This window comes from Acidovorax sp. NB1, assembly GCF_005405905.1.
Taxonomy (GTDB): Bacteria; Pseudomonadota; Gammaproteobacteria; order Burkholderiales; family Burkholderiaceae_C; genus Acidovorax.
Map to the genome: position 1 here is coordinate 227,076 of NZ_BJHU01000021.1, position 22,701 is coordinate 249,776.

Here is a 22,701-nt window from a genome sequence, read left to right on the forward strand (position 1 = left end):
TACAGAAAATCGGCCTTCTGCGCCTGACTGCAAAGACTTTTAAGCTATTGAAAATATAGCAAACAGATCGGCCTTTCGACCACCCCCTGGCACAGCGGGCAGGTGGGCAGGTGGCGCGACTACCCGCCGAGCACTCACTCGGGGGTGAACACCAGGCCCCGCTCCTCGGCCAGCCATTGCAGCACCGGGTAGGCGCCTGGCAATACGGGGCTTACCGTCAGCGGCATCTGCTGCCAGGCCATGGACTGGCCTTCGCGCATCTCGAACTCCCCCGTCCACGCCCAGACCTTGCACCAGTGCAGGCGCACCAGGGCATGGGGATAGTCGTGCTCCGTGACTTTCCAGACGCTGGCCGCCCCAATGGTCACGCCCAGCTCTTCGATCAGTTCGCGGCGCAGCGCCTCTTCCACCGTTTCGCCCGCCTCCAGCTTGCCGCCCGGAAACTCCCAATAGCCCGCATAGGGCTTGCCCGGTGGGCGCGTGGACAGCAGCATCGCGCCATCCTCGCGCAGCAGGATGCCCACGGCCACCTCAGTGTGTTTGCGTGCTTCAGCCACTGTGGCGCCCCGCATAGTCGCGCGCAAACTGGTAGGCCACGCGGCCGCTGCGCGAGCCCCGTTCCAGCGCCCAGACCAGCGCCTCGGGCCGGGCCGCAGCGATGGCAGAGGCAGGCACGCCCAGCGACGACAGCCATTGCGCCGTGATGGTCAGGTACTCCTCCTGGCTGAAAGGGTAGAAGCTCACCCACAGGCCAAAACGCTCTGACAGGGAAATTTTCTCTTCCACCACTTCACCGGGATGCACCTCACCATCCTCGGCGTGGGTGTAGGTGAGGTTTTCCTTCATGTACTCCGGCAACAGGTGGCGCCGGTTGCTGGTGGCGTAGATCAGTACATTGGGCGTGGCCGCAGCCACCGAGCCGTCGAGGATGGACTTGAGCGCCTTGTAGCCGGGCTCGCCGTCTTCAAAACTCAGGTCATCACAGAAAACAATGAATTTCTCAGGTCGGCCCGACACCACGTCCACGATGTCGGGCAGATCGGTCAGGTCGGCCTTATCCACTTCGATGAGGCGCAGGCCCTGCGCCGCATAGGCGTTCAGGCAGGCCTTGATGAGCGAGGACTTGCCCGTACCGCGTGCGCCAGTCAGCAGCACGTTGTTGGCGGGCTTGCCTTGCACAAACTGCTGCGTGTTGCGCTCGATCTTTTCCTTCTGGGGATCGATTTCCTTGAGGTCCGCCAGCGCCATCGCGGCCACATGGCGCACCGGCTCCAGGGTGCCATGGCCACTGCTGCGCTTGCGGTAGCGCCAGGCGATGGCGGCCGACCAGTCGGGCGCCGAGAGCGGCTGGGGCAGCACGAATTCGATGCGGGCGATGAGCTGCTCGGCGCGCTCGATCAGATGTTCAAATTTCTGGTTCATTTTGGCATCTACCGCGCTTCCATCATGCGCCAGCAGCTATCAAATCAGGAGTATTTCGATGAATCAGGAACGGTAGTCCGCGTTGATCGTCACATATTCGTGGCTGAAATCGCAGGTCCACACCGTGTCCGCAGCATCGCCACGGCCCAGCAGCACGCGCACGGTGATCTCGGCCTGCTTCATCACGCGCTGGCCGTCTTCCTCGCGGTAGGCGGGGTTGCGGCCGCCCTGCACGGCCACATGCACGTCGTCCAGGTACAGGTCGATGGCGGTCTGGTCCAGGTCGTCGATGCCCGCATAGCCCACGGCTGCCAGGATGCGGCCCAGGTTCGGGTCGCTGGCAAAGAAGGCGGTCTTGACCAGGGGCGAATGGGCAATCGCATACGCCACCTTGCGGCATTCGTCGCCTGTCTTGCCGCCTTCCACCCGCACGGTGATGAACTTGGTAGCGCCTTCGCCATCGCGCACGATGGCCTGGGCCAGCTTCTGCGACACCGCCAGCATGGCCGCCTTGAGGGCCTGGCCCTCGGCACTGTCGAGCGTAGTGATGGGCGCGTGCGCGGCCTTGTTGGTGGCCACCACAACGAAAGAGTCGTTGGTCGAGGTGTCGCCGTCGATGGTCACGCGGTTGAAGGAACCATCGGCCAACTCGCGCGCCAGTTGCTGCACCACAGCGGGTGACACACAGGCATCGGTGGCCAGGAAGCCCAGCATGGTCGCCATGTTGGGGCGGATCATGCCCGCGCCCTTGCTGATGCCGGTGATGGATACCGTAGCGCCGCCAATCTGCGCCTGCGCAGAGAACGCTTTGGGCAGCGTGTCCGTGGTCATGATGCCTTCGGCCGCGCGCGCCCAGTGGCCCGGTTGCGCATCCGCAATCGCTGCGGGCAGGCCTGCTTCGATGCGGTCATTGGGCAAGGGCTCCATGATCACGCCGGTGGAAAACGGCAGGATCTGTTCGGGCGCTACGCTCAGCTGGCGGGCGAGCGCAATGCAGGTGGAGCGTGCACGCGCCAGGCCATCGGCACCCGTGCCCGCATTGGCATTGCCGGTGTTGATGACCATGGCACGGATCGGCTGGCCGCTGCTCAGGTGTTCGCGGCTGATCTGCACTGGGGCGGCGCAGAAGCGGTTCTGGGTGAACACGCCCGCCACGCTGGCGCCTTCGTCCAGCAGGAACACGGTGAGGTCCTTGCGGTTGGCCTTGCGGACACCGGCTTCGGCAACACCAATCCGGACACCGGCAATCGGGTGCAGGTCGGCGGCAACAGAGGCAACAAGATTCACAGGCATGGGACGGGGCCTTTCTATCGGAGGGAGGGGTCGGGTGCATGGCGGCTACACAGCCTCTGCATCCGTCAATGAGGATTGCGGCCGATTATCCGGAAAACCGTGGCGCGCCAATGAAAACACGGGCCGAAGCCCGTGTTGCGTAGATCAGGAAATCAGGCCAGCTTGCCGTGACACTGCTTGTACTTCTTGCCGCTGCCGCAGGGGCAGGGGTCGTTGCGGCCCACGCGGATGCCCTCCGGCAGGGCCTGGCCCACTGTTTGGGCATCGACCGTGGTCTCCACCTCGCCCGTTTCCGTGGGTGCGGTGTAGGTCACGTTGGCGATGCTCTCGGCGCGGCTTTCCATGTCCTGCGCGGCCTGGTCCAGCTGGGCCTGGGACTGGATCTGCACGGTCATGAGGATCTTGGTGACCTCGTTCTTGACCTGGTCGATCAGCTGGCGGAACAGCTCGAAGGCTTCGCGCTTGTACTCCTGCTTGGGCTGCTTTTGTGCGTAGCCGCGCAGGTGGATGCCCTGGCGCAGGTAGTCCAACGCAGAGAGGTGGTCGCGCCAGTTGGAGTCAAAGTTCTGCAGCAGCACCACACGCTCAAACTGCGTGAAGTTGTCGCGGCCCACCTGCTCCACCTTGTTGTCGAACGCAGCGTTGGCGGCTTGCAGCACTTTTTCCAGGATTTCGTCGTCGGTCACGCTGTTCGCGCCCTGCACGTCCTGTTGCAGTGCAATCGCCACCTGCCAATCTTCGGCCAACACCTTTTCAAGCGCGGGCAGGTCCCATTGCTCTTCCACCGACTCGACCGGCACATACTGGCGCACCAGGTCGGTCATGCAGTCTTCGCGCATTGCGGCAATCACGTCCGACAGATCGGACGCGTCGAGGATGTCATTGCGCTGCTGGTAGATGACCTTGCGCTGGTCATTGGCCACATCGTCGTACTCCAGCAATTGCTTGCGGATGTCGAAGTTGCGGGCTTCCACCTTGCGCTGGGCCGACTCGATGCTGCGGGTCACGATGCCGGCTTCAATGGCCTCGCCATCGGGCATCTTCAGGCGGTCCATGATGGACTTGACGCGGTCGCCCGCGAAGATGCGCATCAGCGAGTCATCCAGGCTCAGGTAAAAGCGCGAGGAGCCTGGGTCACCCTGGCGGCCCGAACGGCCACGCAGCTGGTTGTCGATGCGGCGGGACTCATGACGTTCGGTCGCAATGATGCGCAGGCCGCCGAGGGCCTTGACCTTCTCGTGGTCCACCTTCCACTGCTCGCGCAGCGCAGCCACCTTGGCGGCGCGCTCGGATTCGGACAGGGATTCGTCGGCCTCGACGGCCGCCACATCCTTCTCGATGTTGCCGCCCAGCACGATGTCGGTACCACGGCCTGCCATGTTGGTGGCAATCGTGATCATGCCGGCACGGCCGGCTTGGGCCACGATGTCGGCCTCGCGGGCGTGCTGCTTGGCATTGAGCACCTGGTGTGGCAGGTTTTCCTTGTTCAGCAGCTGATCAATGATCTCGGAGTTCTCGATCGACGTCGTGCCCACCAGCACGGGCTGGCCGCGCTCATGGCACTCACGGATATCCTTGATCGCGGCTTCGTACTTTTCGCGTGTGGTCTTGTAAACACGGTCCAGCTGGTCGTCGCGCTTGCTCGGGCGGTTGGGCGGAATGACCACGGTTTCGAGACCGTAGATTTCCTGGAATTCGTACGCCTCGGTATCGGCCGTGCCGGTCATGCCGGCGAGCTTGCTGTACAGGCGGAAATAGTTCTGGAAGGTGATGGAGGCCAGCGTCTGGTTCTCTGCCTGAATCTTCAGGCCTTCCTTGGCCTCCACGGCCTGGTGCAGGCCTTCGCTCCAGCGGCGGCCCGACATCAGGCGGCCGGTGAACTCGTCCACGATCACGATCTCGCCGTTTTGCACCACGTAGTGCTGGTCGCGGTGGTACAGGTGGTTGGCACGCAGCGCAGCATACAGGTGGTGCATCAGCGTGATGTTGGCCGGGTCGTACACAGAGGCGCCTTCGGCAATCAGGCCATGGCTTGCGAGCACGCGCTCTGCGGTCTCATGGCCTTGTTCGGTCAGGAACACCTGGTGGCTCTTTTCGTCCAGCGTGAAGTCGCCTGGCTTGGTCACGCCTTCGCCCGTACGGGGGTCGGCTTCGCCCTCCTGGCGCACCAGCAGGGGCACCACCTTGTTCATGGCGACATAGGTGGCCGTGTGGTCCTCGGCCTGGCCGCTGATGATCAGGGGCGTGCGTGCCTCGTCGATCAGGATCGAGTCCACCTCGTCCACGATGGCGAAATTCAGGCCCTGCTGCACGCGGTCGGCGGCCTCATAGACCATGTTGTCGCGCAGGTAGTCGAAGCCGTATTCGTTGTTCGTGCCGTAGGTGATGTCGGCGCGGTAGGCTTCCTGCTTTTGCTCGCGTGGCATGTTGGGCAGGTTGATGCCCACCGTGAGGCCCAGGAAGTTGTACAGCCGCCCCATCCACTGCGCATCGCGGTTGGCGAGGTAGTCGTTCACCGTCACCACGTGCACGCCCTTGCCCGACAGGGCATTGAGGTACACCGGCAGCGTGGCCGTGAGGGTCTTGCCCTCACCCGTGCGCATTTCGGAGATCTTGCCGTAGTGCAGCGCCATGCCGCCCAGCATCTGCACATCGAAATGGCGCATCTTCATGATGCGCTTGGAGCCTTCGCGGACCACCGCAAAGGCTTCGGGGAGGATATCGTCCAGCGAGGTGCCCTTGGCTACGCGCTCCTTGAACTCCTGCGTCTTGGCCTTGAGCTGCTCGTCCGACAGCTTCTCGTACTCGGGCTCCATCGCATTGATGCGGGACACCGTCTTGCGGTACTGCTTGAGGAGCCGGTCATTGCGGCTGCCGAATATTTTGGTGAGGAAGTTGGTGGCCATGCGAACAGGACCGCTTGCCCGCTGCAATCAGCGCGCCAAGCGACCGAAATCCCTAAGATGAATTGAGTTCAGGTGGGTCCTTTGGCCGGGTTTGCAACCCAGGCAATGAACACCGGACCCGTGATTTTACCTGCCCGGGGTGGCCCCGGGCCCCTGTGCAGTGGCCACCTGTGCATTGGTGGCCGTGCCCCCGGCACTCAGAAATTTCTGGGGGTCCTGAAAAACGCCCTGCACCAGCACTTCAAAGTGCAGATGGGGCCCGGTAGACCGCCCCGTGGTGCCCACCTCGGCAATCTTCTGCCCCCGGCGCACGATGTCCCCTTGCTTCACAAGGGTACGCGAGGCATGGGCGTAGCGAGTGATCAGTTGGTTGCCATGGTCCACTTCGATCATGTTGCCGTAGGCTGGGTGGTATTCCTGCGTCACCACCACACCCCCTGCGGCCGCCAGGATGGGGGTTCCGGTGTCCGCCTGAAAGTCCAGGCCGGTGTGCAAGGCCGACTGGCCTGTGATCGGGTCCAGTCGCCAGCCAAACCCCGATCCTGCGGCCCGCCCAGTCACAGGCGCGTGGGTCGGCACCATCTTCTTGCGGATGTGCTGGTCAAACAGCCGGGATTCGAGCACCGTCATCAGATCCACACGCTGGCTGGTCAGGCGCTCCAGCTCATCCAGCGTGGCCTGCAGCTCTTCCATTGACAGATTGTGGGCGCTGACCAGCGCGCCACCACGCGCGTCCGCCTTCTGGAGATCACCCGGCGCCATACCAGCCAGACCCAGGACACGCTCCCCCAGCGATTCCAGCTGCACCATGCGCGCCTGCATTTCACCCACGCGGCGCGCCATGGCATCAAGGTTGGCACGCATAAAGCGGTCACGCTCGGCAAACTCATCCTTGACCACCAGCCGCACGAGGGAGCCAACAATAGGCCAACCCTCCCGCGCGCCCTTCAGAAAAACCCAGTGGTACAAGGTGGCTGCCACCAGCATGAGACACAGCGACAACGCCAAGCCCGCCAGAAGCAGGCGCGCGCCCGACAGATGAATGGCCCGGCTGCGCGCCAACCTGGCGTCCGTGATAATCAAATGCACTACGAATTCCCCACGCCCGAAGACGCCACACCATGAATCGCCGCCACCACGCTGTCACTGTGCAGCAAGCCAGCGCGGAATCTCCCACGCTGGCCAGGCTCACAGCGCTGACACGCGACTCCAGTGATCGGCTCAAGGCCATTGAATTGCTGATACCCGCAGCCTTGCGTCCAGCCATCCAGGCCGGCCCCATCGATGGGGACAGCTGGTGCCTGCTAGTCAAGAGCAATGCCGCAGCGGCAAAAATACGCCAACTGCTGCCTGCGTTGCAGGCGCATCTGCGCAGTCGGGGGTGGGAGGTTAACGCGATTCGCCTGAAAGTTCAAACCTGACGGTCAACGCCAGAACCAGGGAATGCAGAAGAAAGCAAGAAAAATGGTGCCGGTTGTCGGAATCGAACTGACGACCTACCGCTTACAAGGCGGGTGCTCTACCAACTGAGCTAAACCGGCGAAGGCAGTATTTTATCCTGTAAATACAGCCCAAAAATCGAAAGCAGCGCTACTTGACGCGCTTGAGGGACGGGCGCGCACCACCAGAGACAGGTGGAGGCCGGGGAGCATCGCCCCCGTCATCTTTGGCGCCGTCGTCACTGCCCACCAGCTGAACCACCCGGTCCTCTGCCGATGCAGGCGCCGCCACCGCAGGGCTCGCGGGCGCGGGCGCAGACGCCAGCACGGGAGGCACATCCCCGCCCGCCAACATGTCCACTGGCGGAGGGAACGCCATGCCCTGGCCATTTTCACGGGCATAGATCGCGATCACCCGGCCTACGGGCACCAGGATCTCACGGGGCTTGCCACCAAAGCGGGCCTTGAATTCAATGAAGTCATTACCCAGCTGCAGCGCACTCGTGGCATCAAAACTGATGTTGAGCACGATCTCGCCATCCTTTACATACTCACGCGGCACCTGCACGGAATCGTCCACGCGCACAGCCACATAGGGCGTGAGCCCGTTGTCTGTGCACCACTCGTACAAGGCACGAATGAGATACGGGCGCGTGGAGGTGGATTCCTGTGCGGTCATTGGGATGGATGTATGCCAGCGGCGTGGATGGGAAGGAATGTAGACAAACCGCAGCTTACTTGCGCATGACCTTTTCGGACGGCGTCAGTGCCTCAATGTAGGCCGGGCGCGAGAAGATGCGCTCGGCATACTTGAGCAACGGAGCCGCATTCTTCGACAGGTCGATGCCGTAGTAGTCCAGACGCCACAGCAGCGGGGCGATGGCCACGTCCAGCATCGAGAAGTTGTCACCCAGCATGTACTTGTTCTTGAGGAACACAGGGGCCAACTGCGTGAGGCGGTCGCGGATATGGGCGCGGGCCTTTTCCAGCGCCTTTTCGTTGCCCTTGGTCGCGCGCGATTCGAGCGTGTTCACATGCACGAACAGCTCTTTTTCGAAGTTCAGCAGGAACAGACGCACGCGGGCACGGTCCACAGGATCTCCAGGCATCAGCTGTGGATGGGGGAAGCGCTCGTCGATGTACTCGTTGATGATGTTCGACTCGTACAGGATCAGGTCGCGTTCGACCAAGATGGGCACCTGGCCATACGGGTTCATCACGCTGATGTCTTCGGGCTTGTTGTACAGGTCCACATCGCGGATTTCGAAGTCCATGCCCTTTTCGAACAGGACAAAGCGGCAGCGGTGGGAGAAGGGACAGGTCGTACCCGAGTAAAGCACCATCATGGTGGGAGGCTCCTAAAAATCAAAAGAGTGGGAGCCCAAAGCGCCCACTCTGCAAACAATCCAGCGGCACCCCGAAGGGCGCCCGATCAAGGATTGGCGGCTCGTGCTGTTACTTCACGTCCTTCCAGAAAGCTGCGTTCAGCCTCCAGGCAACGAGAGTGAAAACGCCGAGGAAAATCAGCACCCACACGCCAACGCGCACGCGGGTGTTTTGGGCGGGCTCGCCCATCCACTGCAGGTAGTTCACCAGATCACCCACGGTCTGGTCGAACTGCAGCGTAGTCATGGTCCCAGGCTTGACCTGCTCCCAGCCCTTGAAGACCTGGGTCTTGTGGCCGTGGCTTTCATGCTCTTCGAACACGGGGCGGCGGTCGCCCTGCATTTCCCACAGCACATGGGGCATGCCCACGCTCGGGAAAGCGAGGTTGTTCCAGCCCGTGGCCTTGGTCTCGTCACGGTAGAAGGTGCGCAGGAAGGTGTAGAGGTAGTCAGCACCCGTGCCACCGTGGCCAGCACGCGAACGCGCGATCACGGTCAGGTCGGGCGGATTCGCACCAAACCATTCCTTGGCCTGCTTGGGATCGATGGACGCCTTCATGGTCTCGCCGACCTTGTCGGTCGTGAACAGCAGGTTGTCTTTGATCTGCTGCTCGGTCAGACCGATATCACGCAGGCGGTTGAAGCGCATGAACGCAGCCGAATGGCAGTTCAGGCAGTAGTTGACGAACACCTTGGCGCCGTTTTGCAGCGAAGCCAGGTCGTTGGTCTTGTTGGGCGCCTTGTCCCAGGCAATGGTATCGCCACCGGCAGCATGGGCTGCACCGGCAACCAGGCCCACAGCGGCGATCAACGTGAGGATGATTTTCTTCATTGTTGTTGTCTCCAGGCTCAGTGCGCCACAAAGGTCACGCGGTCAGGCACGGGCTTGGTTTCACCAATGCGGCTCCACCAGGGCATCAGCAGGAAGAAGCCGAAGTAGAACAGGGTACCCACTTGCGACACACGCTCGCCGATCGGCGATGGCGGCTGCACACCCAGATAGCCCAGGATCAGGAAGTTGATCACAAAGATGCCATACAGGTACTTGTGCCAGTCAGGACGGTAGCGGATCGACTTGACCGGGCTGAAGTCCAGCCAAGGCAGGAAGAACAGGATGATCACAGCACCACCCATCACGACCACGCCCCAGAACTTGGCATCGATGGACAGCATCATGGCCACCACCACCAGGGCCACGCCCACGATGCCGGTCTTGATGAAGCTGGGCAGCTTGGCCTTGAGCACACCAAAACCCGCACCCGCCACCACACACAGAATCAGGGCATACATCATTTCGGTGGTGATGGCACGCAGCATCGAATAGAACGGCGTGAAGTACCAGACCGGCGCGATGTGCGCAGGGGTCTTGAGCGGATCCGCAGGGATGAAGTTGTTGTATTCGAGGAAGTAGCCACCGAACTCGGGTGCGAAGAACACCACTGCCGTGAAGGCCATGAGGAACATGCTCAGCGCGAAGATGTCATGCACCGTGTAGTAGGGGTGGAAGGGCACGCCGTCCAGCGGTTTGCCGTTGGCATCCTTGGGCGCCTTGGGGCCCTTGATTTCCACGCCATCGGGGTTGTTGGAGCCTACATCGTGCAGCGCCAGCAAGTGCGCCACCACCAGGCCCAGCAGCACCAGCGGCACGGCGATCACGTGGAAACTGAAGAAGCGGTTCAGCGTCGCATCGCCCACCACATAGTCGCCACGGATCAGCAGAGCCAGATCAGGACCGATGAAGGGGATGGCAGCGAACAGATTCACGATCACCTGAGCGCCCCAGTAGGACATCTGGCCCCAGGGCAACAGGTAGCCCATGAAGGCCTCGGCCATCAGGCACAGGAAGATCGCGCAGCCGAAGATCCAGACCAGTTCGCGCGGCTTGCGGTAGCTACCGTAGATGAGACCCCGGAACATGTGCAGGTACACCACCACAAAGAACGCCGAAGCGCCCGTGGAGTGCATGTAGCGGATCAGCCAGCCCCAGGGCACATCGCGCATGATGTACTCGACTGAAGCGAACGCCAGGTTGGCGTCTGGCTTGTAGTGCATGACCAGGAAGATGCCGGTCACGATCTGGATCACCAGCACCACCAGGGCCAGCGAGCCAAAGATGTACCAGAAGTTGAAGTTCTTCGGAGCGTAGTACTCCGACATGTGCACCTTGTAGGCATCGAACGCGGTCGGGAAGCGGTTCTCGAACCAGTTCGTGACCTTGGCGCCTGCCGAGGCGTTGGGAGAGATTTCCTTGAATTCAGCCATGTCGTCGTGCTCCTTCAAGCCTTCTTGTCTTCACCGATCACGAGGCGCGTGTCGGACAGGTACATGTGCGGAGGAACTTCAAGGTTGTCGGGCGCGGGCTTGTTCTTGAACACGCGGCCGGCCATGTCGAACGTGGATCCATGGCAAGGGCACAGGAAGCCACCCTTCCAGTCGTCGGGCAGCGACGGCTGTGCGCCGGTCTGGAACTTGTCCGACGGCGAGCAACCCAAGTGCGAGCAGATGCCCACACCCACAAAAATCTCCGGCTTGATCGAACGCGCCTCGTTGCGCGCGTACTCGGGGGTCAGCTCGGAAGGCTTGCGCTCGGACTTGGGGTCGGCCAGCTGGCTATCGAGTTTGGGCAGCTCTGCGAGCTGCTCGGGCGTGCGCTTGATGATCCAGACGGGCTTGCCGCGCCACTCCACGGTGACTTTTTCTCCAGGCTTGAGGGCGGAGATATCCACCTCTACCGCAGCCCCGGCGGCTTTTGCGCGCTCGGAAGGCTGGAAGGTACTCACGAAAGGGACGGCAGTTGCCACGCCGCCCACCGCACCAGCACATGCTGACGTGATGATCCACGTCCGCTTGCTGGAGTCGATTGGAGTGTCACTCATGGGGATCCTCGATTGATCATCGCTAGATTGGGGTCAACCGCGAATTGTAGCGGAGTGAAAATGGTTATTTCAACGCGTTCGTCTGTCTTGACAGCCCATTGTGCTGAGCAATACTCCCGCATCAACATCCATTCGCACAAGGAGCAACAACATGGGGATGATGCAAGAGTTCAGGGAATTTGCGGTCAAGGGCAATGTGGTGGACCTCGCCGTGGGGGTCATCATCGGTGGCGCCTTCGGCAAGATTGTGGATTCTGTCGTGTCCGACCTCATCATGCCGGTGGTCGGCCTGGTGTTCGGCAAGCTCGACTTTTCCAACCTGTTTGTGGTGCTGGGCACGATCCCGCCAGGTACGGGCACCACGCTGGATGCGCTCAAGAAGGCCGGGGTGCCGGTGTTTGCCTATGGCAACTTTTTGACGGTGGGCGTCAATTTCCTGATCCTGGCGTTCATCATCTTCATCATGATCAAGCAGATCAACCGCCTCAAGCGCGAAGCCCCGGCACCCGCGCCTGAAGCCCCTGCAGCCCCCGCAGAAGACATCGTGCTGCTGCGCGAAATCCGGGACAGCTTGAAAAAGTAAACACCCCCTGAGTCGCTTCGCGCCTTCCCCCTCTCTCGCATGGCTGCGCCATGCGGGAGGGGGACGCCCCCAGCGCGGCGGGGCTGCCCTTGCGCGGGGCACTCGCTTTGGCCGCGTCAGTTTCGCAGGCTGTTGCCGATGGGCGGCATAAACACCGACCTGCTACGTGGACAACTGGCGGGCCATGTGCACCGCCTCCACCAGACTGGATGCGTCGGCAATGCCCTGCCCTGCAATGTCAAACGCCGTGCCGTGGTCGGGGCTGGTGCGCACCAGGGGCAGGCCCAGCGTCACGTTCACCCCCTTGTCCACCCCCAGGTACTTCACCGGGATCAGGCCCTGGTCGTGGTACATGGCGATCACCACATCGAACTCGCCCGCGCGCTGTGGCGTGCTGCGTGCGCGCATGAACACCGTGTCGGGCGCAAACGGACCATGCACATCCAGCCCCTGGGCGCGTGCTGCAGCGATGGCTGGGGCGATCATCTCCAGCTCCTCGCGGCCAAACAGGCCGCCCTCGCCCGCATGCGGGTTCAACCCCGCCACTGCGATGCGCGGCACACGGCCCAGGCTGCGCAGCAGGGCGGCATGGGTGATCTGCAGCGTCTGCAGCACGTTGTCGTGCGTGACAGCCGCCAGCGCATCGCGCAGCGACACATGGATGCTGACCAGCACGGTGCGCAGCTCGTCGTTGGCCAGCATCATGCGCACGGGCATGCGGGCCAGCGGCACGCCCTGGTGGGCTGCAGCCTCGGCTTGCAGCAGCTCGGTGTGCCCAGGAAAATCCACGCCCGCAGCAGACAGCGCCTCCTTGTGCAGCGGCGCGGTGACCATCGCCGCCACCTCACCGCGCAATGCAGCACGGGCCGCCCAGACCACGCAATCAGCCGCCGCCCGCCCCGCTGCGGCGCTGACCTGGCCCCAGGGCTGAGGGCCCGGAATGCCCGGCACTGGCAGCACAGGCACGCAGCGCGGGGGCATGGCCAGCGCCTCTTGCGGTGCACTGATCTGAGCCACCGGCAAGCCCCCCACACCCGGCCGCGCAATGGCCTGCGCCGCACGCCGCAGCGTGGCCACATCGCCCACCACAAAACAATGGCGCAGCACCTCGGGCGCGTCGCGGAAGGCCTTGGCCACGATCTCGGGACCGATGCCGGCGGGGTCTCCCTGGGTGATGGCGATGGTGTACATGGTTCTCTCGAAGGTTTTATGCCGCTACCGCGCTATCAGAAAGCCTTGATAGCTATGAATAAGTGAGCAAACACCCGCGCAGCGTGGGCAACCGACGCGGGATGCAACAGCCAAGCGGGCAGCTACGCGGGGTTGTCGATCTCGATGAACTGGTGGTCCAGCCCGCACTGCGCTGCCACATGGGCGGCCACGGCGGGCGCGCCGTAGCGCTCGGTGGCATGGTGCCCGGCGGCAATGAAGCCCACGCCCATCTCGTGCGCCAGGTGGGCCTGGGGTTCGGAGATTTCACCGGTGATGAACGCATCGGCACCCGCTGCAATGGCCGACTCGAAATACCCCTGGGCGCCCCCGGTGCACCAGGCCACACGTCGGATGGGCCGCTGCGCGCCGTCTGGCGCGGGCTGTACCAGCGTCACGGCGCGGCCCAGCACCTGCGCCACATGGTCGGCCAGGGCCTGGCCGCTCGCAAAAGACGCCGGCGCGGAGAACCCCAGGTCCTGCTCGCCAAACCGCGCATCGGCGGCAAAACCCAGCACCCGGCTCAGTTGCGCGTTGTTGCCCAGCTCGGCATGGGCATCGAGCGGCAGGTGGTAGGCAAACAGGTTGATGTCGTGCGCCAGCAGCAATTGCAGCCGCTGCTTCATCCAGCCCGTGATGCGGCCGTCCTGCCCGCGCCAGAACAGGCCATGGTGCACAAAGATGGCGTCTGCGCGGGCAGCAATGGCAGCCTCGATCAGGGCGCGGCTGGCGGTCACGCCGCTCACCACGCGCTGGATCTCGGCCTTGCCCTCGACCTGCAGGCCGTTGGGGCCGTAGTCCTTGAAGCGCTCGGGTTGCAGCAGGCCGTCGAACGCCTGCAAAAGTTGGTGGCGAGAAATGCTCATGGCGCTATTGTCGCGCGCAGCCCCGGCCACTGCGTCAGAGACATTGGTGGTGCGAAGGGACTGCGAGGAGATGCATAGCAAGGCAGGCAACGCCGCCGCGAACCCGCTGCAGCCCAGGCCCGTTGTGGATTTCTTGGATTCGGTGGACCCACCCCCACATGGGGGACAATGCCGCCGTGACAGCGCGCCGCAGCCGCCCATGCGTGGCGCCCGGCCCGCGTCCACGCTCCATCGCCCACCACCTCGTACGTGCATTGGCACGTGAATTTCATGAAACGACTCTGGCTGCTGTTTTCCCAGACCGTGACGGTGCTCGTTGCGGCCTATTTTGTTGTCGCCACGCTCCAGCCCGACTGGCTGGGCCGGGGCACCACGCGCTCAGGGGCGGGCATTGCGCTGCTGGAGGCGCCCGCCACGCCGCCCTCCCAGCCCGCAGCGGGCAGCTTCAGCGGCGCGGCGCGCAAGGCCGCACCGGCCGTGGTCAGCATCAACACCAGCAAGGAAGTGCGCCACCCGCGCAGCAACGACCCCTGGTTCCAGTTTTTCTTTGGCGACCAGGGTAGCCAGGCGCAGGCCGGCCTGGGCAGCGGCGTGATCGTGAGCCCCGATGGCTACATCCTCACCAACAACCATGTGGTCGAAGGCGCCGATGAGATTGAAGTCACCCTCACCGACAGCCGCCGCGCCCGCGCGCGGGTGATCGGCACCGACCCCGACACCGACCTGGCCATCCTCAAGATCGAGCTCGACAAGTTGCCCGTGATCGTGCTGGGCAATTCCGACGGGCTGGACGTGGGCGACCAGGTGCTGGCCATTGGCAACCCCTTCGGCGTGGGCCAGACGGTGACCAGCGGCATCGTGAGCGCGCTGGGCCGCAGCCAGCTGGGCATCAACACCTTCGAGAACTTCATCCAGACCGACGCGGCCATCAACCCCGGCAACTCGGGCGGCGCGCTGGTGGACGTGAACGGCAACCTCATGGGCATCAACACCGCGATCTACTCGCGCTCGGGCGGCAGCATGGGCATCGGCTTTGCCATTCCCGTGTCCACGGCGCGCATGGTGCTCGACGGCATCGTGAAGGACGGCCAGGTCACGCGCGGCTGGATCGGCGTGGAACCCAACGAACTCTCGCCCGAACTGGCCGAGACCTTTGGCGTGAAGAAGGCCACCGAGGGCGTGATCATCACCGGCGTGCTGCAGGACGGCCCCGCCGCCCAAGCAGGCATGCGGCCCGGCGACGTGATCGTGCAGGTGGATGGCAAGAAGGTGGGCAATGTGTCCGAGCTGCTGAGCGCCGTGGCGGCACTCAAGCCCGGCACCAGCTCGGCCTTCAACGTGCAGCGCGGGGACAAGCTGGTGGAGCTGAGCATCAACCCCGGCGTGCGCCCCCGGCCGCAGCAGCGCAATATCCGGCGATAAGCGGGAGGGAGCAGCGAGCGGGCAGGCCCCGCCCCGTGGCGTGGCCCGGACTGCAGGGCAAACGCATCTGCCCCACCCTGCCCTGTCCTGGCCCAAGACGACGCCCACAGGAATCACCATCACTGGCGGTGGCAGATCCAAGACAAGCACTTTTAGCTATTAAAAATATAGCTACAAGTGCTTTATAGATGCGCGGTAACGGCCAACTTTATTCAAAATCAGCCACCCAAACAGGGTCAGAGGCGGGCACAGGCCGCTGTGGCCTTGACCCGCTCAGCTTGCCCCACGCATGTGCTGGCGCAGGGTGCGCCAGGGGTTGCTTTGTACACCCCCGGCGTTGAGAACTTCAGGAGGCCGAGGCGGACTCTTCCGCTTCTTCCGGCGCCTTGGTGTGCTTGATGAAGATCTGTGCCGCCCAGATGCCCACCTCGTACAGGATGCACATGGGGATGGCCAGCGACAGCTGAGATACCACATCGGGCGGGGTGACGACGGCGGCGATCACGAAGGCGACCACGATGAAGTAGCCCCGGAACTCGCGCAGCTTCTGCACGCTGACCACGCCCATGCGGGCCAGCACCACCACGGCGATAGGCACTTCGAACGCGAGGCCAAAGGCCAGGAACATCGACAGCACAAAGCTCAGGTAGGCCTCGATGTCAGGCGCGGCCGTGATGCTCTTGGGTGCAAAGCTCTGGATGAACGCGAACACCTGGCCAAACACCAGGTAATAGCAAAACGCCACGCCGATGAAGAACAGCAGCGTGCTGGAGATCACCAGCGGCAGCACCAGTTTCTTCTCGTGCGAGTACAGGCCGGGCGCCACAAAGGCCCACACCTGCCACAGCACAAACGGCAGCGCCAGCAAGAAGGCCGACATCAGCAAGATCTTGAGCGGCACCATGAAGGGCGAAATCACCGAGGTGGCGATCAGCGTGGCCCCCTTGGGCAGATGCGCCACCAGGGGCGCCGCCAGAAAGTCATACAGCGCGCCAGGGCCGGGGAAGAAGAACAGGATCGCCGCCGCAATCGCGATGGCGATCATGGCCTTGACCAGCCGGTCGCGCAGCTCCATCAGGTGCTGCACAAACGGCTGCTCGGTGCCGGCCAGCTCGTCTTCTTTGGTGGGGGTTTCGGACATGGTGGGTTTTCAGGGGCGCACAGGGCGCCCATGCAGCGCCGCGCACAAAAGTCCGCGCGGCATCATCGTCAATGGAATTTCTGGGGGCGGAAGCGGGCCACGCGCGCCGCGCCCGACTGCGCCTTGGTGCGCACACCGCTTCTGGACTTGTACCACTGGGGCACGGCACCGCGCTTGAGGCGCCAGTTCTTGCCCGGGTGCTTGTAGGCAGGCACCACCGTGGTCTGCTCGTTCAGGGCAGCAGTGGCGGTGTCGGTGGCTTCGGCCCAGTCCTTCTCGAACTCGCTGGCGCTGGTCTGGATGGAACTCTGCACATCGCGTGCGGCGTTCTCGACCGTGTCCTTCATCTTCTTGAGTTCGTCCAGCTCCATCGACCGGTTGACCTCGGCCTTCACGTCGGACACGTAGCGCTGGGCCTTGCCCAGCAGCATGCCCACGGTGCGCGCCACACGGGGCAGCTTTTCGGGGCCGATGACGATCAGCGCCACGGCGCCGATCAGCGCCATCTTGGACAGGCCGATATCAATCATGGATGGATCAGGCGCAAAGGCAAAACAGAGTGCAGCGTGTGCCGGTCAGCAGCCACAGCGGCTCAGCTCTTTTGCTTGGCTTCGACATCGATGGTGGTCTTGTCGCTGGCCTGGCTGTTGGCCACCTGACCTGCGGGAGGCGTTGCAGCGTTGTCAGGGGTGGAGCCGTCCTTCATGCCGTCCTTGAAGCCCTTGACGGCGCCCCCGAGGTCGGAGCCCATGTTCTTGAGCTTCTTGGTGCCAAACACCATGACAACGATCAGCAGCACAATCAGCCAGTGCCAGATGGAAAAAGAGCCCATGGAATATCTCCTAACGAATTGCAACCATTTTAGACGGGGGCTGTGACCAAAGTTCGGCACACAGGCCCCCAAGAGCGGGAAACCACCGGCTCGCGCCGTCAGCCTGGGTCAGCCTTTAAGCCACGGACGGGGGCCGCCCATCACGTGGACATGCAGGTGGTGGATTTCCTGTCCGCCTTCCAGACCGGTGTTTACCACGACGCGAAAGCCACCCTCGGGGTACGGGTTGCAGCCTTGCTCCAGGGCCAGCTTCGGGGCCAGCGCCATCATGCGCCCCAGCACGCCCGCATGCTCGGCAGTGACCTGGGCCATCGAAGGGATATGCAGCTTGGGAACCATCAAGAAATGCACCGGCGCCCAGGGGTGGATGTCGTGGAAGGCGAAGATTTCTTCGTCCTCATAGACCTTCTTCGAAGGAATCTGGCCCGCGATGATCTTGCAGAAAAGGCAGTTCGGATCGTGCATGGAAAAAATGTCAAAACGAAGTTAACAGTTCAGCGGGCGCTGCTCGGCCCCCAAAGCGATTGAAACCGGCGTACCCGAGACCAGTGCCACCGTGGAACTGGCTCCGCCAGGCCACGGGTGGCATTCCCCTGAGGGGGAAGGCGCCGCAGGCGACACAGGGGGCTTCACGCATTTTCAGCGATCTTGATGGAGGGCCGCACGCCCACATCCTTGCGGTGCGCCTGCAGCCATTCCTGCCCGGCCGTGCGGCCCAGCGCGAACAGCTTGCGCACAAAGGGAAGGTCCGCGCGGGTCTTGCTGTCTGCCCCCGAAGGGCGCGAGCACGGCGCCGCCGTCGATGCGGTGCATGCGCACGCTCTTGTAGCGGCGCGGGTCCAGCTTGCCCTCGGCCAGCAGGCGGCGCACGAACTCGATGGCGCGCATCTCGGCCAGCAGGCTGGCGTTGAAGGTGACCTCGTTCATGCGCTCCATGATCTCGGGGCCGGTATGGGGCAGCTCCAGGTGTTCGATGGGGTTGATCTGCACGAGCAGGATGTCGGAGGTTTCGGTCTGGTAGATCAGCGGGTGCAGCGCGGGGTTGCCCGAATAGCCGCCGTCCCAGTAGTGCTGGCCGTCGATCTCTACCGCCTTGAACAGCAGCGGCAGGCAGGCCGAAGCCATCACCGCATCGGCGCTGAGCCGGGGGCCGGAGAAGATCTCGCCGCGCCCCGTGCGCACATTGGTGGCGCACACAAACACCTTGGGCCCGCCTGCGGCGCTGATCGCGCGACGCTCGGAACACAGCAGGTCAAAGTCCACCTCGCGCTCCAGCAGGCGGCGCAGCGGGTTGATGTCGAGCGGGTTGGTCTGGTAGGGCGAGAGCCATTGGCTGATCATGCCCAGCATGGGGTTGGCGGCCGACAGGGGCGAGCCCCACATCAGGCTGCCCAGCGTGCCCACGCCCTCCCACAGGCGGGTGAGGGTGTCGCGCGCCTGCTGGCAACCGGCCTGGTGCGCCTCATGCGGGTCTTTGTGTTCCTTGGCGGCTGTGGCAAAGCCGTGAGCCAGCGCCACGGCATTCATGGCGCCGGCGCTGGTGCCGCTCACGCCATCGAACTGCCACTGCCCGTCTTCGAGCAGCGCGTCCAGCACGCCCCAGGTGAGCGCACCGTGCGAACCGCCGCCTTGCAGGGCCAGGTTCAGGCGCGGCAGCGGGGCTGCGGGGGCTTCAGGCATCCACCGCCCGGTTGTTGCTCATGGCCAGCATGCCGCGCACGATGCGGTACAGGAACCACAGCGAAATGATGCCCCAGGCAATCCAGCCCGGCGCAATCAGCAGCAGCCACAGGGGTGCAGTCACGATGTACAGCACACCCACCCAGATCGTCGAACGGATGCGCCAGGAGAAATGATTGGCCTGCCAGGTGCCTTCGGCATCGCCGCGCTTGACCAAGTCGATCACTAGCGCAATCACCAGCAGCAGTGCGCTGGCCTGTGCCCCCGGCAGCACCGCCCCCACGGCCACGATGAGGTGCAGCACATAGCTGACCCAGCCAACGTTCTTGAGGCCCTGGGCCTTCTGGTCGTTGGTCTGCACATCGACGATATCGCTCATGAAGAACCCTCCTCGGTGGCACGCGCATCGGCCTTGCGCAAGGCTTTTTCTTCGATGCCGCTGGTGCCCTCGCGGCGCTCCAGCTCGGCCAGCACGTCGGCGGGCGTCAGGCCGTAGTGGGCCAGCGCCACCATGGAGTGGAACCACAGGTCCGCCACCTCGTACACCAGCGTGGACTTGTCCGCGCCATGGTCTACGTCCTTCGCCGCCATCACCACCTCGGTGGCCTCTTCGCCGATCTTCTTGAGGAAGGCGTCCGGCCCCTTGTGCAGCAGGCGCGAGACATAGCTCGTCGCAGGGTCGCCGCCATTGGCAGGCTTGCGGCTTTCAATGACGGCGGCCAAACGCGCGAGCGCGTCTTGCGACGCGGGGGCGAGGGAATCGTTGGAACTCATGGGTGCTATTTGTAGATGGATTCGGGGTCTTTCAAGACCGGATCGACTGGCGTCCAGGCGCCGTCCTTGAGCACGCTGAAGAAACAGCTGTGGCGGCCGGTGTGGCAGGCGATGCCGGGTTCGTGGCCCTGCTGGGTGACCTTGAGCAGCACCACGTCGTTGTCGCAGTCGAGGCGGATCTCGTGCACGGTCTGCACATGGCCCGATTCTTCGCCCTTGAACCACAGCTTCTTGCGCGAGCGGCTGAAGTACACGGCGCGGCCGAGTTCGGCGGTTTTCTGCAGGGCCTCGCGGTTCATCCACGCAAACATCAGCACGTCGCCCGTGCCCTGCTCTTGCGCAATCACGGGCACCAGGCCCTGCGCATCCCATTTCACTTCGTTGAGCCAGTTCATGGCGGGGATTGTCGGTGATTTGCCCGGCGGGCCTTTGCAGCAGGCACCGGGGGACGCGGTTTTTTTGCCCTTTGGGCGCGACCATCAAGCCCTGTCAGCTATCAAAACATGAGTAAACCGCCCCCACCGGATCGCAGGCACCGGGCCCTGCTGCAGCGCAACCGGCCCGCCACACATCCATTCAAAAATGATAGCTACCAACGCTTGCCCAGCGCGCGGGAGAGCCGTTTTACCTTCTAACTATGGAGCCACAGTCAGGAAGACCCATTTGCGGTCCCAGTTCTTGCGCCCCAGGTACTTGATGGCGAAGGCATACCGGCCCGGGGGCAGGAAGTCCTGCGTGAGGGTTTCCTGCTGCGTCACCACCGGCTGGCCGTTGATGCGCACGCTTTGCTGGGCCACCAGCTCGGATTCGCTGTCCAGGTCCTGGCCATCCAGGGCGTAGACGATCACATCGGGCTCTTCCTGCTCGTCCCCCACATGGGGCAGCCCCTGCGCGGTGGCACGGGTTTCCACATCCAGCGCCTGGGCGCCCGGCACGGGCTCGCGCACGATCCAGTGCACGTCGCGCACATTGCGGTTGAGCGTTTGCAGCAGGGCCTTGAGCTTGTCGAATTCGGCCTTGTCAGCAATCACGTCCACCCGCTTGCCGCCGATGGTGGCGTCAAAACACCGGCCGATGCGGTGCACACAAGGCAGGCGCTCAGAAAAACTGGCGTATGACGGGGGCGGCACCTGGGCCGCAGCGGGCAGCGCCGTGGCCATGAAGGCCACAGCAGCCAGGGCGGCCAGCGCCCCGCAGGCGCCCGCGAACCGCGCCATTACAGCCGCACCGGAATCCCGCGTTCGGCCATGCGCTGCTTGGCCTGGCCCACGGTGTATTCGCCGTAGTGGAAGATGCTGGCCGCCAGCACGGCATCCGCCCCGCCCTGCTGCACGCCGTCGGCCAGGTGGTCGAGGTTGCCCACGCCGCCCGAGGCGATCACGGGCACGCTCACCGCATCGCTCACGGCGCGCGTGAGGGCCAGGTCAAAGCCGGACTTGGTGCCGTCGCGGTCCATGCTAGTGAGCAGGATCTCGCCCGCGCCACGGCGCGCCATTTCGGTGGCCCAGGCCACGGCGTCCAGGCCCGTGTTCTTGCGCCCGCCGTGGCTGTACACGTCCCAGCCCTCGCCGCGCGCGGCCAGGTCATCGCCCTGGCGGCGCTTGGCGTCGATGGCGACCACGATGCACTGCGCACCGTACTTGGCCGACACGGCGTTGATCAGGTCGGGGTTGGCGATGGCGGCGGAGTTGAAGCTGGTCTTGTCTGCGCCCGCATTGAGCAGGCGGCGCACATCCTCGACCGAGCGCACACCGCCCCCCACGGTGAGGGGAATGAACACTTGGCTGGCCACGGCCTCGATGATGTGCAGGATCAGGTCGCGCCCATCGCTGGTGGCGGTGATGTCGAGAAACGTGAGTTCGTCGGCGCCCTGCGCGTTGTAGCGCGCGGCGATCTCGACCGGGTCGCCCGCGTCACGCAGTTCGACAAAGTTGACGCCCTTGACCACGCGGCCTCCGGTGACGTCGAGGCAGGGGATGATGCGTTTGGCAAGCATGTCGGTAGTCAGTCAGCGATTCGTGGGTGGGGCGCCGCCGAGGCCAGCAGACGCCGTGGAACGGGCTTCGCCAGGCCACTGGCGCGTCCCCAGGGGGAGGCGGCGCTGCCGCTCAGGGGGTATCTGTCTCAGCCGTTCAACTCGTCGGCGCGCGCTTGCGCAGCGGCAAAGTCCAGGTCGCCGCTGTAGATCGCGCGACCGCAGATCACGCCCTCGACGCCCTCGCCTTCCACGGCGCACAGCTGTTCGATGTCGGCCATGTTCGACAGGCCGCCCGAGGCGATCACGGGGATGGAGAGCGCCTGCGCGAGCTTGACGGTGGCGTCGATGTTGATGCCCGAGAGCATGCCGTCGCGGCCGATGTCGGTGTAGATGATGGACTCGACGCCCCAGTCCTCGAACTTCTTGGCCAGGTCCACGACCTCGTGGCCGGTGAGCTTGCTCCAGCCGTCGGTGGCCACCTTGCCGTCCTTGGCGTCGAGGCCCACGATGATGTGGCCGCCGAAGGCGCTGCACGCATCTTTGAGGAAGCCAGGGTTCTTCACGGCCGCCGTGCCGATGATCACGTAGCGCAGGCCGCCGTCGATGTATTTTTCGATGGTGTCCAGGTCACGGATGCCACCGCCGAGCTGCACAGGAATATCGGAGCCGACCTCTTTGAGGATGGACTTGATGGCGCCGTAGTTCTTGGGCACGCCCGCAAAGGCGCCGTTCAGGTCCACCAGGTGCAGGCGGCGTGCGCCCGCATCCACCCACTTGCGCGCCATGGCGGCGGGGTCTTCACCAAAGGTGGTGGATTGGTCCATATCGCCTTGTTTGAGGCGTACACAGTGGCCGTCTTTGAGGTCGATGGCGGGGATAAGCAGCATGGTGGTGG

At 63.8% G+C, this 22,701-nt stretch carries 25 protein-coding genes, 1 tRNA gene and 1 pseudogene; 3 read left to right on the forward strand and 24 right to left on the reverse strand.

The window, feature by feature from the left end:
- Positions 1-134: 134 nt before the first annotated feature.
- From AvAM_RS09360 to AvAM_RS09380, 5 genes are all read right to left on the reverse strand, one after another.
- Entirely contained in the window at positions 135-572 is a 438-nt protein-coding gene (locus AvAM_RS09360) for an NUDIX domain-containing protein (RefSeq protein WP_137746800.1), read from the reverse strand.
- Complete coding sequence (locus AvAM_RS09365) at positions 550-1,422, reverse strand: ATP-binding protein (protein ID WP_137746801.1); 873 nt, start codon at positions 1,420-1,422, stop codon at positions 550-552. The genes AvAM_RS09360 and AvAM_RS09365 overlap by 23 nt, the downstream gene beginning before the upstream one ends.
- 63 nt (positions 1,423-1,485) lie before the next feature.
- Complete coding sequence (gene argJ / locus AvAM_RS09370) at positions 1,486-2,715, reverse strand: bifunctional glutamate N-acetyltransferase/amino-acid acetyltransferase ArgJ (RefSeq protein ID WP_137746802.1); 1,230 nt, start codon at positions 2,713-2,715, stop codon at positions 1,486-1,488.
- A gap of 152 nt (positions 2,716-2,867) precedes the next feature.
- Positions 2,868-5,621, reverse strand: coding sequence for a preprotein translocase subunit SecA (gene secA, locus AvAM_RS09375; protein ID WP_137746803.1), 2,754 nt, complete (start codon positions 5,619-5,621; stop codon positions 2,868-2,870).
- 126 nt (positions 5,622-5,747) lie between these two features.
- Positions 5,748-6,710 (reverse strand): M23 family metallopeptidase, encoded by a 963-nt coding sequence (locus AvAM_RS09380; protein WP_137746804.1) that lies wholly within the window; start codon positions 6,708-6,710, stop codon positions 5,748-5,750.
- Positions 6,711-6,742: 32 nt separating this feature from the next.
- Between AvAM_RS09380 and AvAM_RS09385 the strand changes: the two genes are divergently transcribed.
- Positions 6,743-7,042 carry a hypothetical protein gene (locus AvAM_RS09385; protein WP_137746805.1) on the forward strand — a complete coding sequence of 100 codons (300 nt, stop codon included), beginning with the start codon at positions 6,743-6,745 and terminating at the stop codon, positions 7,040-7,042.
- Between the two features lie 44 nt (positions 7,043-7,086).
- On the opposite strand, the gene AvAM_RS09390 is transcribed toward AvAM_RS09385, so the two are convergent.
- The 6 genes from AvAM_RS09390 to petA form a co-directional block, all read right to left on the reverse strand.
- Positions 7,087-7,162, reverse strand: a tRNA-Thr gene (locus AvAM_RS09390).
- A 49-nt stretch (positions 7,163-7,211) separates the two neighbouring features.
- Complete coding sequence (locus tag AvAM_RS09395) at positions 7,212-7,739, reverse strand: ClpXP protease specificity-enhancing factor (protein WP_137746806.1); 528 nt, start codon at positions 7,737-7,739, stop codon at positions 7,212-7,214.
- 55 nt (positions 7,740-7,794) lie between these two features.
- Positions 7,795-8,406 carry a glutathione S-transferase N-terminal domain-containing protein gene (locus AvAM_RS09400; RefSeq protein WP_005794209.1) on the reverse strand — a complete coding sequence of 204 codons (612 nt, stop codon included), beginning with the start codon at positions 8,404-8,406 and terminating at the stop codon, positions 7,795-7,797.
- A gap of 109 nt (positions 8,407-8,515) precedes the next feature.
- The gene (locus tag AvAM_RS09405) at positions 8,516-9,277 is read right to left on the reverse strand and encodes a cytochrome c1 (RefSeq protein ID WP_137746807.1); all 762 of its coding nucleotides are present in this window, start codon (positions 9,275-9,277) and stop codon (positions 8,516-8,518) included.
- A gap of 17 nt (positions 9,278-9,294) precedes the next feature.
- Positions 9,295-10,707, reverse strand: a complete 1,413-nt coding sequence (locus tag AvAM_RS09410; protein WP_137746808.1) for a cytochrome bc complex cytochrome b subunit — start codon at positions 10,705-10,707, stop codon at positions 9,295-9,297.
- A 14-nt stretch (positions 10,708-10,721) separates the two neighbouring features.
- Positions 10,722-11,321: a ubiquinol-cytochrome c reductase iron-sulfur subunit gene (gene petA / locus AvAM_RS09415; RefSeq protein ID WP_137746809.1), complete on the reverse strand. Its 600-nt coding sequence runs from the start codon at positions 11,319-11,321 to the stop codon at positions 10,722-10,724.
- A 151-nt stretch (positions 11,322-11,472) separates the two neighbouring features.
- Between petA and mscL the strand changes: the two genes are divergently transcribed.
- The gene (gene mscL / locus AvAM_RS09420) at positions 11,473-11,904 is read left to right on the forward strand and encodes a large conductance mechanosensitive channel protein MscL (protein ID WP_137746810.1); all 432 of its coding nucleotides are present in this window, start codon (positions 11,473-11,475) and stop codon (positions 11,902-11,904) included.
- A 162-nt stretch (positions 11,905-12,066) separates the two neighbouring features.
- Here the strand turns inward: mscL and pdxA are convergent, their stop codons facing one another.
- Together pdxA and AvAM_RS09430 are read right to left on the reverse strand one after the other, a co-directional pair.
- Positions 12,067-13,095 carry a 4-hydroxythreonine-4-phosphate dehydrogenase PdxA gene (gene pdxA, locus AvAM_RS09425; RefSeq protein ID WP_137746811.1) on the reverse strand — a complete coding sequence of 343 codons (1,029 nt, stop codon included), beginning with the start codon at positions 13,093-13,095 and terminating at the stop codon, positions 12,067-12,069.
- Positions 13,096-13,217: 122 nt separating this feature from the next.
- A complete protein-coding gene (locus AvAM_RS09430; RefSeq protein ID WP_137746812.1) occupies positions 13,218-13,979 on the reverse strand; it encodes a Nif3-like dinuclear metal center hexameric protein in 762 nt (253 codons plus the stop codon).
- A 270-nt stretch (positions 13,980-14,249) separates the two neighbouring features.
- On the opposite strand from AvAM_RS09430, the gene AvAM_RS09435 reads away from it, so the two are divergent.
- The gene (locus tag AvAM_RS09435) at positions 14,250-15,401 is read left to right on the forward strand and encodes a trypsin-like peptidase domain-containing protein (RefSeq protein ID WP_137746813.1); all 1,152 of its coding nucleotides are present in this window, start codon (positions 14,250-14,252) and stop codon (positions 15,399-15,401) included.
- Between the two features lie 346 nt (positions 15,402-15,747).
- Here the strand turns inward: AvAM_RS09435 and tatC are convergent, their stop codons facing one another.
- From tatC to hisA, 11 genes and pseudogenes are all read right to left on the reverse strand, one after another.
- Positions 15,748-16,542: a twin-arginine translocase subunit TatC gene (gene tatC / locus AvAM_RS09440; protein ID WP_137746814.1), complete on the reverse strand. Its 795-nt coding sequence runs from the start codon at positions 16,540-16,542 to the stop codon at positions 15,748-15,750.
- 68 nt (positions 16,543-16,610) lie between these two features.
- Positions 16,611-17,072: a Sec-independent protein translocase protein TatB gene (tatB, locus tag AvAM_RS09445; RefSeq protein WP_137746815.1), complete on the reverse strand. Its 462-nt coding sequence runs from the start codon at positions 17,070-17,072 to the stop codon at positions 16,611-16,613.
- Between the two features lie 62 nt (positions 17,073-17,134).
- The gene (tatA, locus tag AvAM_RS09450; protein WP_137746816.1) at positions 17,135-17,374 is read right to left on the reverse strand and encodes a Sec-independent protein translocase subunit TatA; all 240 of its coding nucleotides are present in this window, start codon (positions 17,372-17,374) and stop codon (positions 17,135-17,137) included.
- Between the two features lie 108 nt (positions 17,375-17,482).
- Positions 17,483-17,839 carry a histidine triad nucleotide-binding protein gene (locus AvAM_RS09455; RefSeq protein WP_108618233.1) on the reverse strand — a complete coding sequence of 119 codons (357 nt, stop codon included), beginning with the start codon at positions 17,837-17,839 and terminating at the stop codon, positions 17,483-17,485.
- 164 nt (positions 17,840-18,003) lie between these two features.
- A pseudogene (locus tag AvAM_RS09460) lies at positions 18,004-19,054 on the reverse strand (patatin-like phospholipase family protein).
- Positions 19,047-19,433 (reverse strand): hypothetical protein, encoded by a 387-nt coding sequence (locus AvAM_RS09465; RefSeq protein ID WP_137746817.1) that lies wholly within the window; start codon positions 19,431-19,433, stop codon positions 19,047-19,049. The pseudogene AvAM_RS09460 and the gene AvAM_RS09465 overlap by 8 nt, the downstream one beginning before the upstream one ends.
- The gene (locus tag AvAM_RS09470; protein WP_137746818.1) at positions 19,430-19,828 is read right to left on the reverse strand and encodes a phosphoribosyl-ATP diphosphatase; all 399 of its coding nucleotides are present in this window, start codon (positions 19,826-19,828) and stop codon (positions 19,430-19,432) included. The genes AvAM_RS09465 and AvAM_RS09470 overlap by 4 nt, the downstream gene beginning before the upstream one ends.
- Before the next feature lie 5 nt (positions 19,829-19,833).
- The gene (gene hisI, locus AvAM_RS09475; protein WP_171012192.1) at positions 19,834-20,232 is read right to left on the reverse strand and encodes a phosphoribosyl-AMP cyclohydrolase; all 399 of its coding nucleotides are present in this window, start codon (positions 20,230-20,232) and stop codon (positions 19,834-19,836) included.
- Between the two features lie 231 nt (positions 20,233-20,463).
- On the reverse strand, positions 20,464-21,045 hold the full coding sequence (locus AvAM_RS09480; protein WP_249368033.1) for a hypothetical protein: 582 nt from the start codon (positions 21,043-21,045) through the stop codon (positions 20,464-20,466).
- Complete coding sequence (hisF, locus tag AvAM_RS09485; RefSeq protein WP_137746820.1) at positions 21,045-21,824, reverse strand: imidazole glycerol phosphate synthase subunit HisF; 780 nt, start codon at positions 21,822-21,824, stop codon at positions 21,045-21,047. The genes AvAM_RS09480 and hisF overlap by 1 nt, the downstream gene beginning before the upstream one ends.
- Positions 21,825-21,952: 128 nt before the next feature.
- Positions 21,953-22,693, reverse strand: a complete 741-nt coding sequence (gene hisA, locus AvAM_RS09490) for a 1-(5-phosphoribosyl)-5-[(5-phosphoribosylamino)methylideneamino]imidazole-4-carboxamide isomerase (protein ID WP_124510365.1) — start codon at positions 22,691-22,693, stop codon at positions 21,953-21,955.
- Positions 22,694-22,701 lie beyond the last annotated feature (8 nt).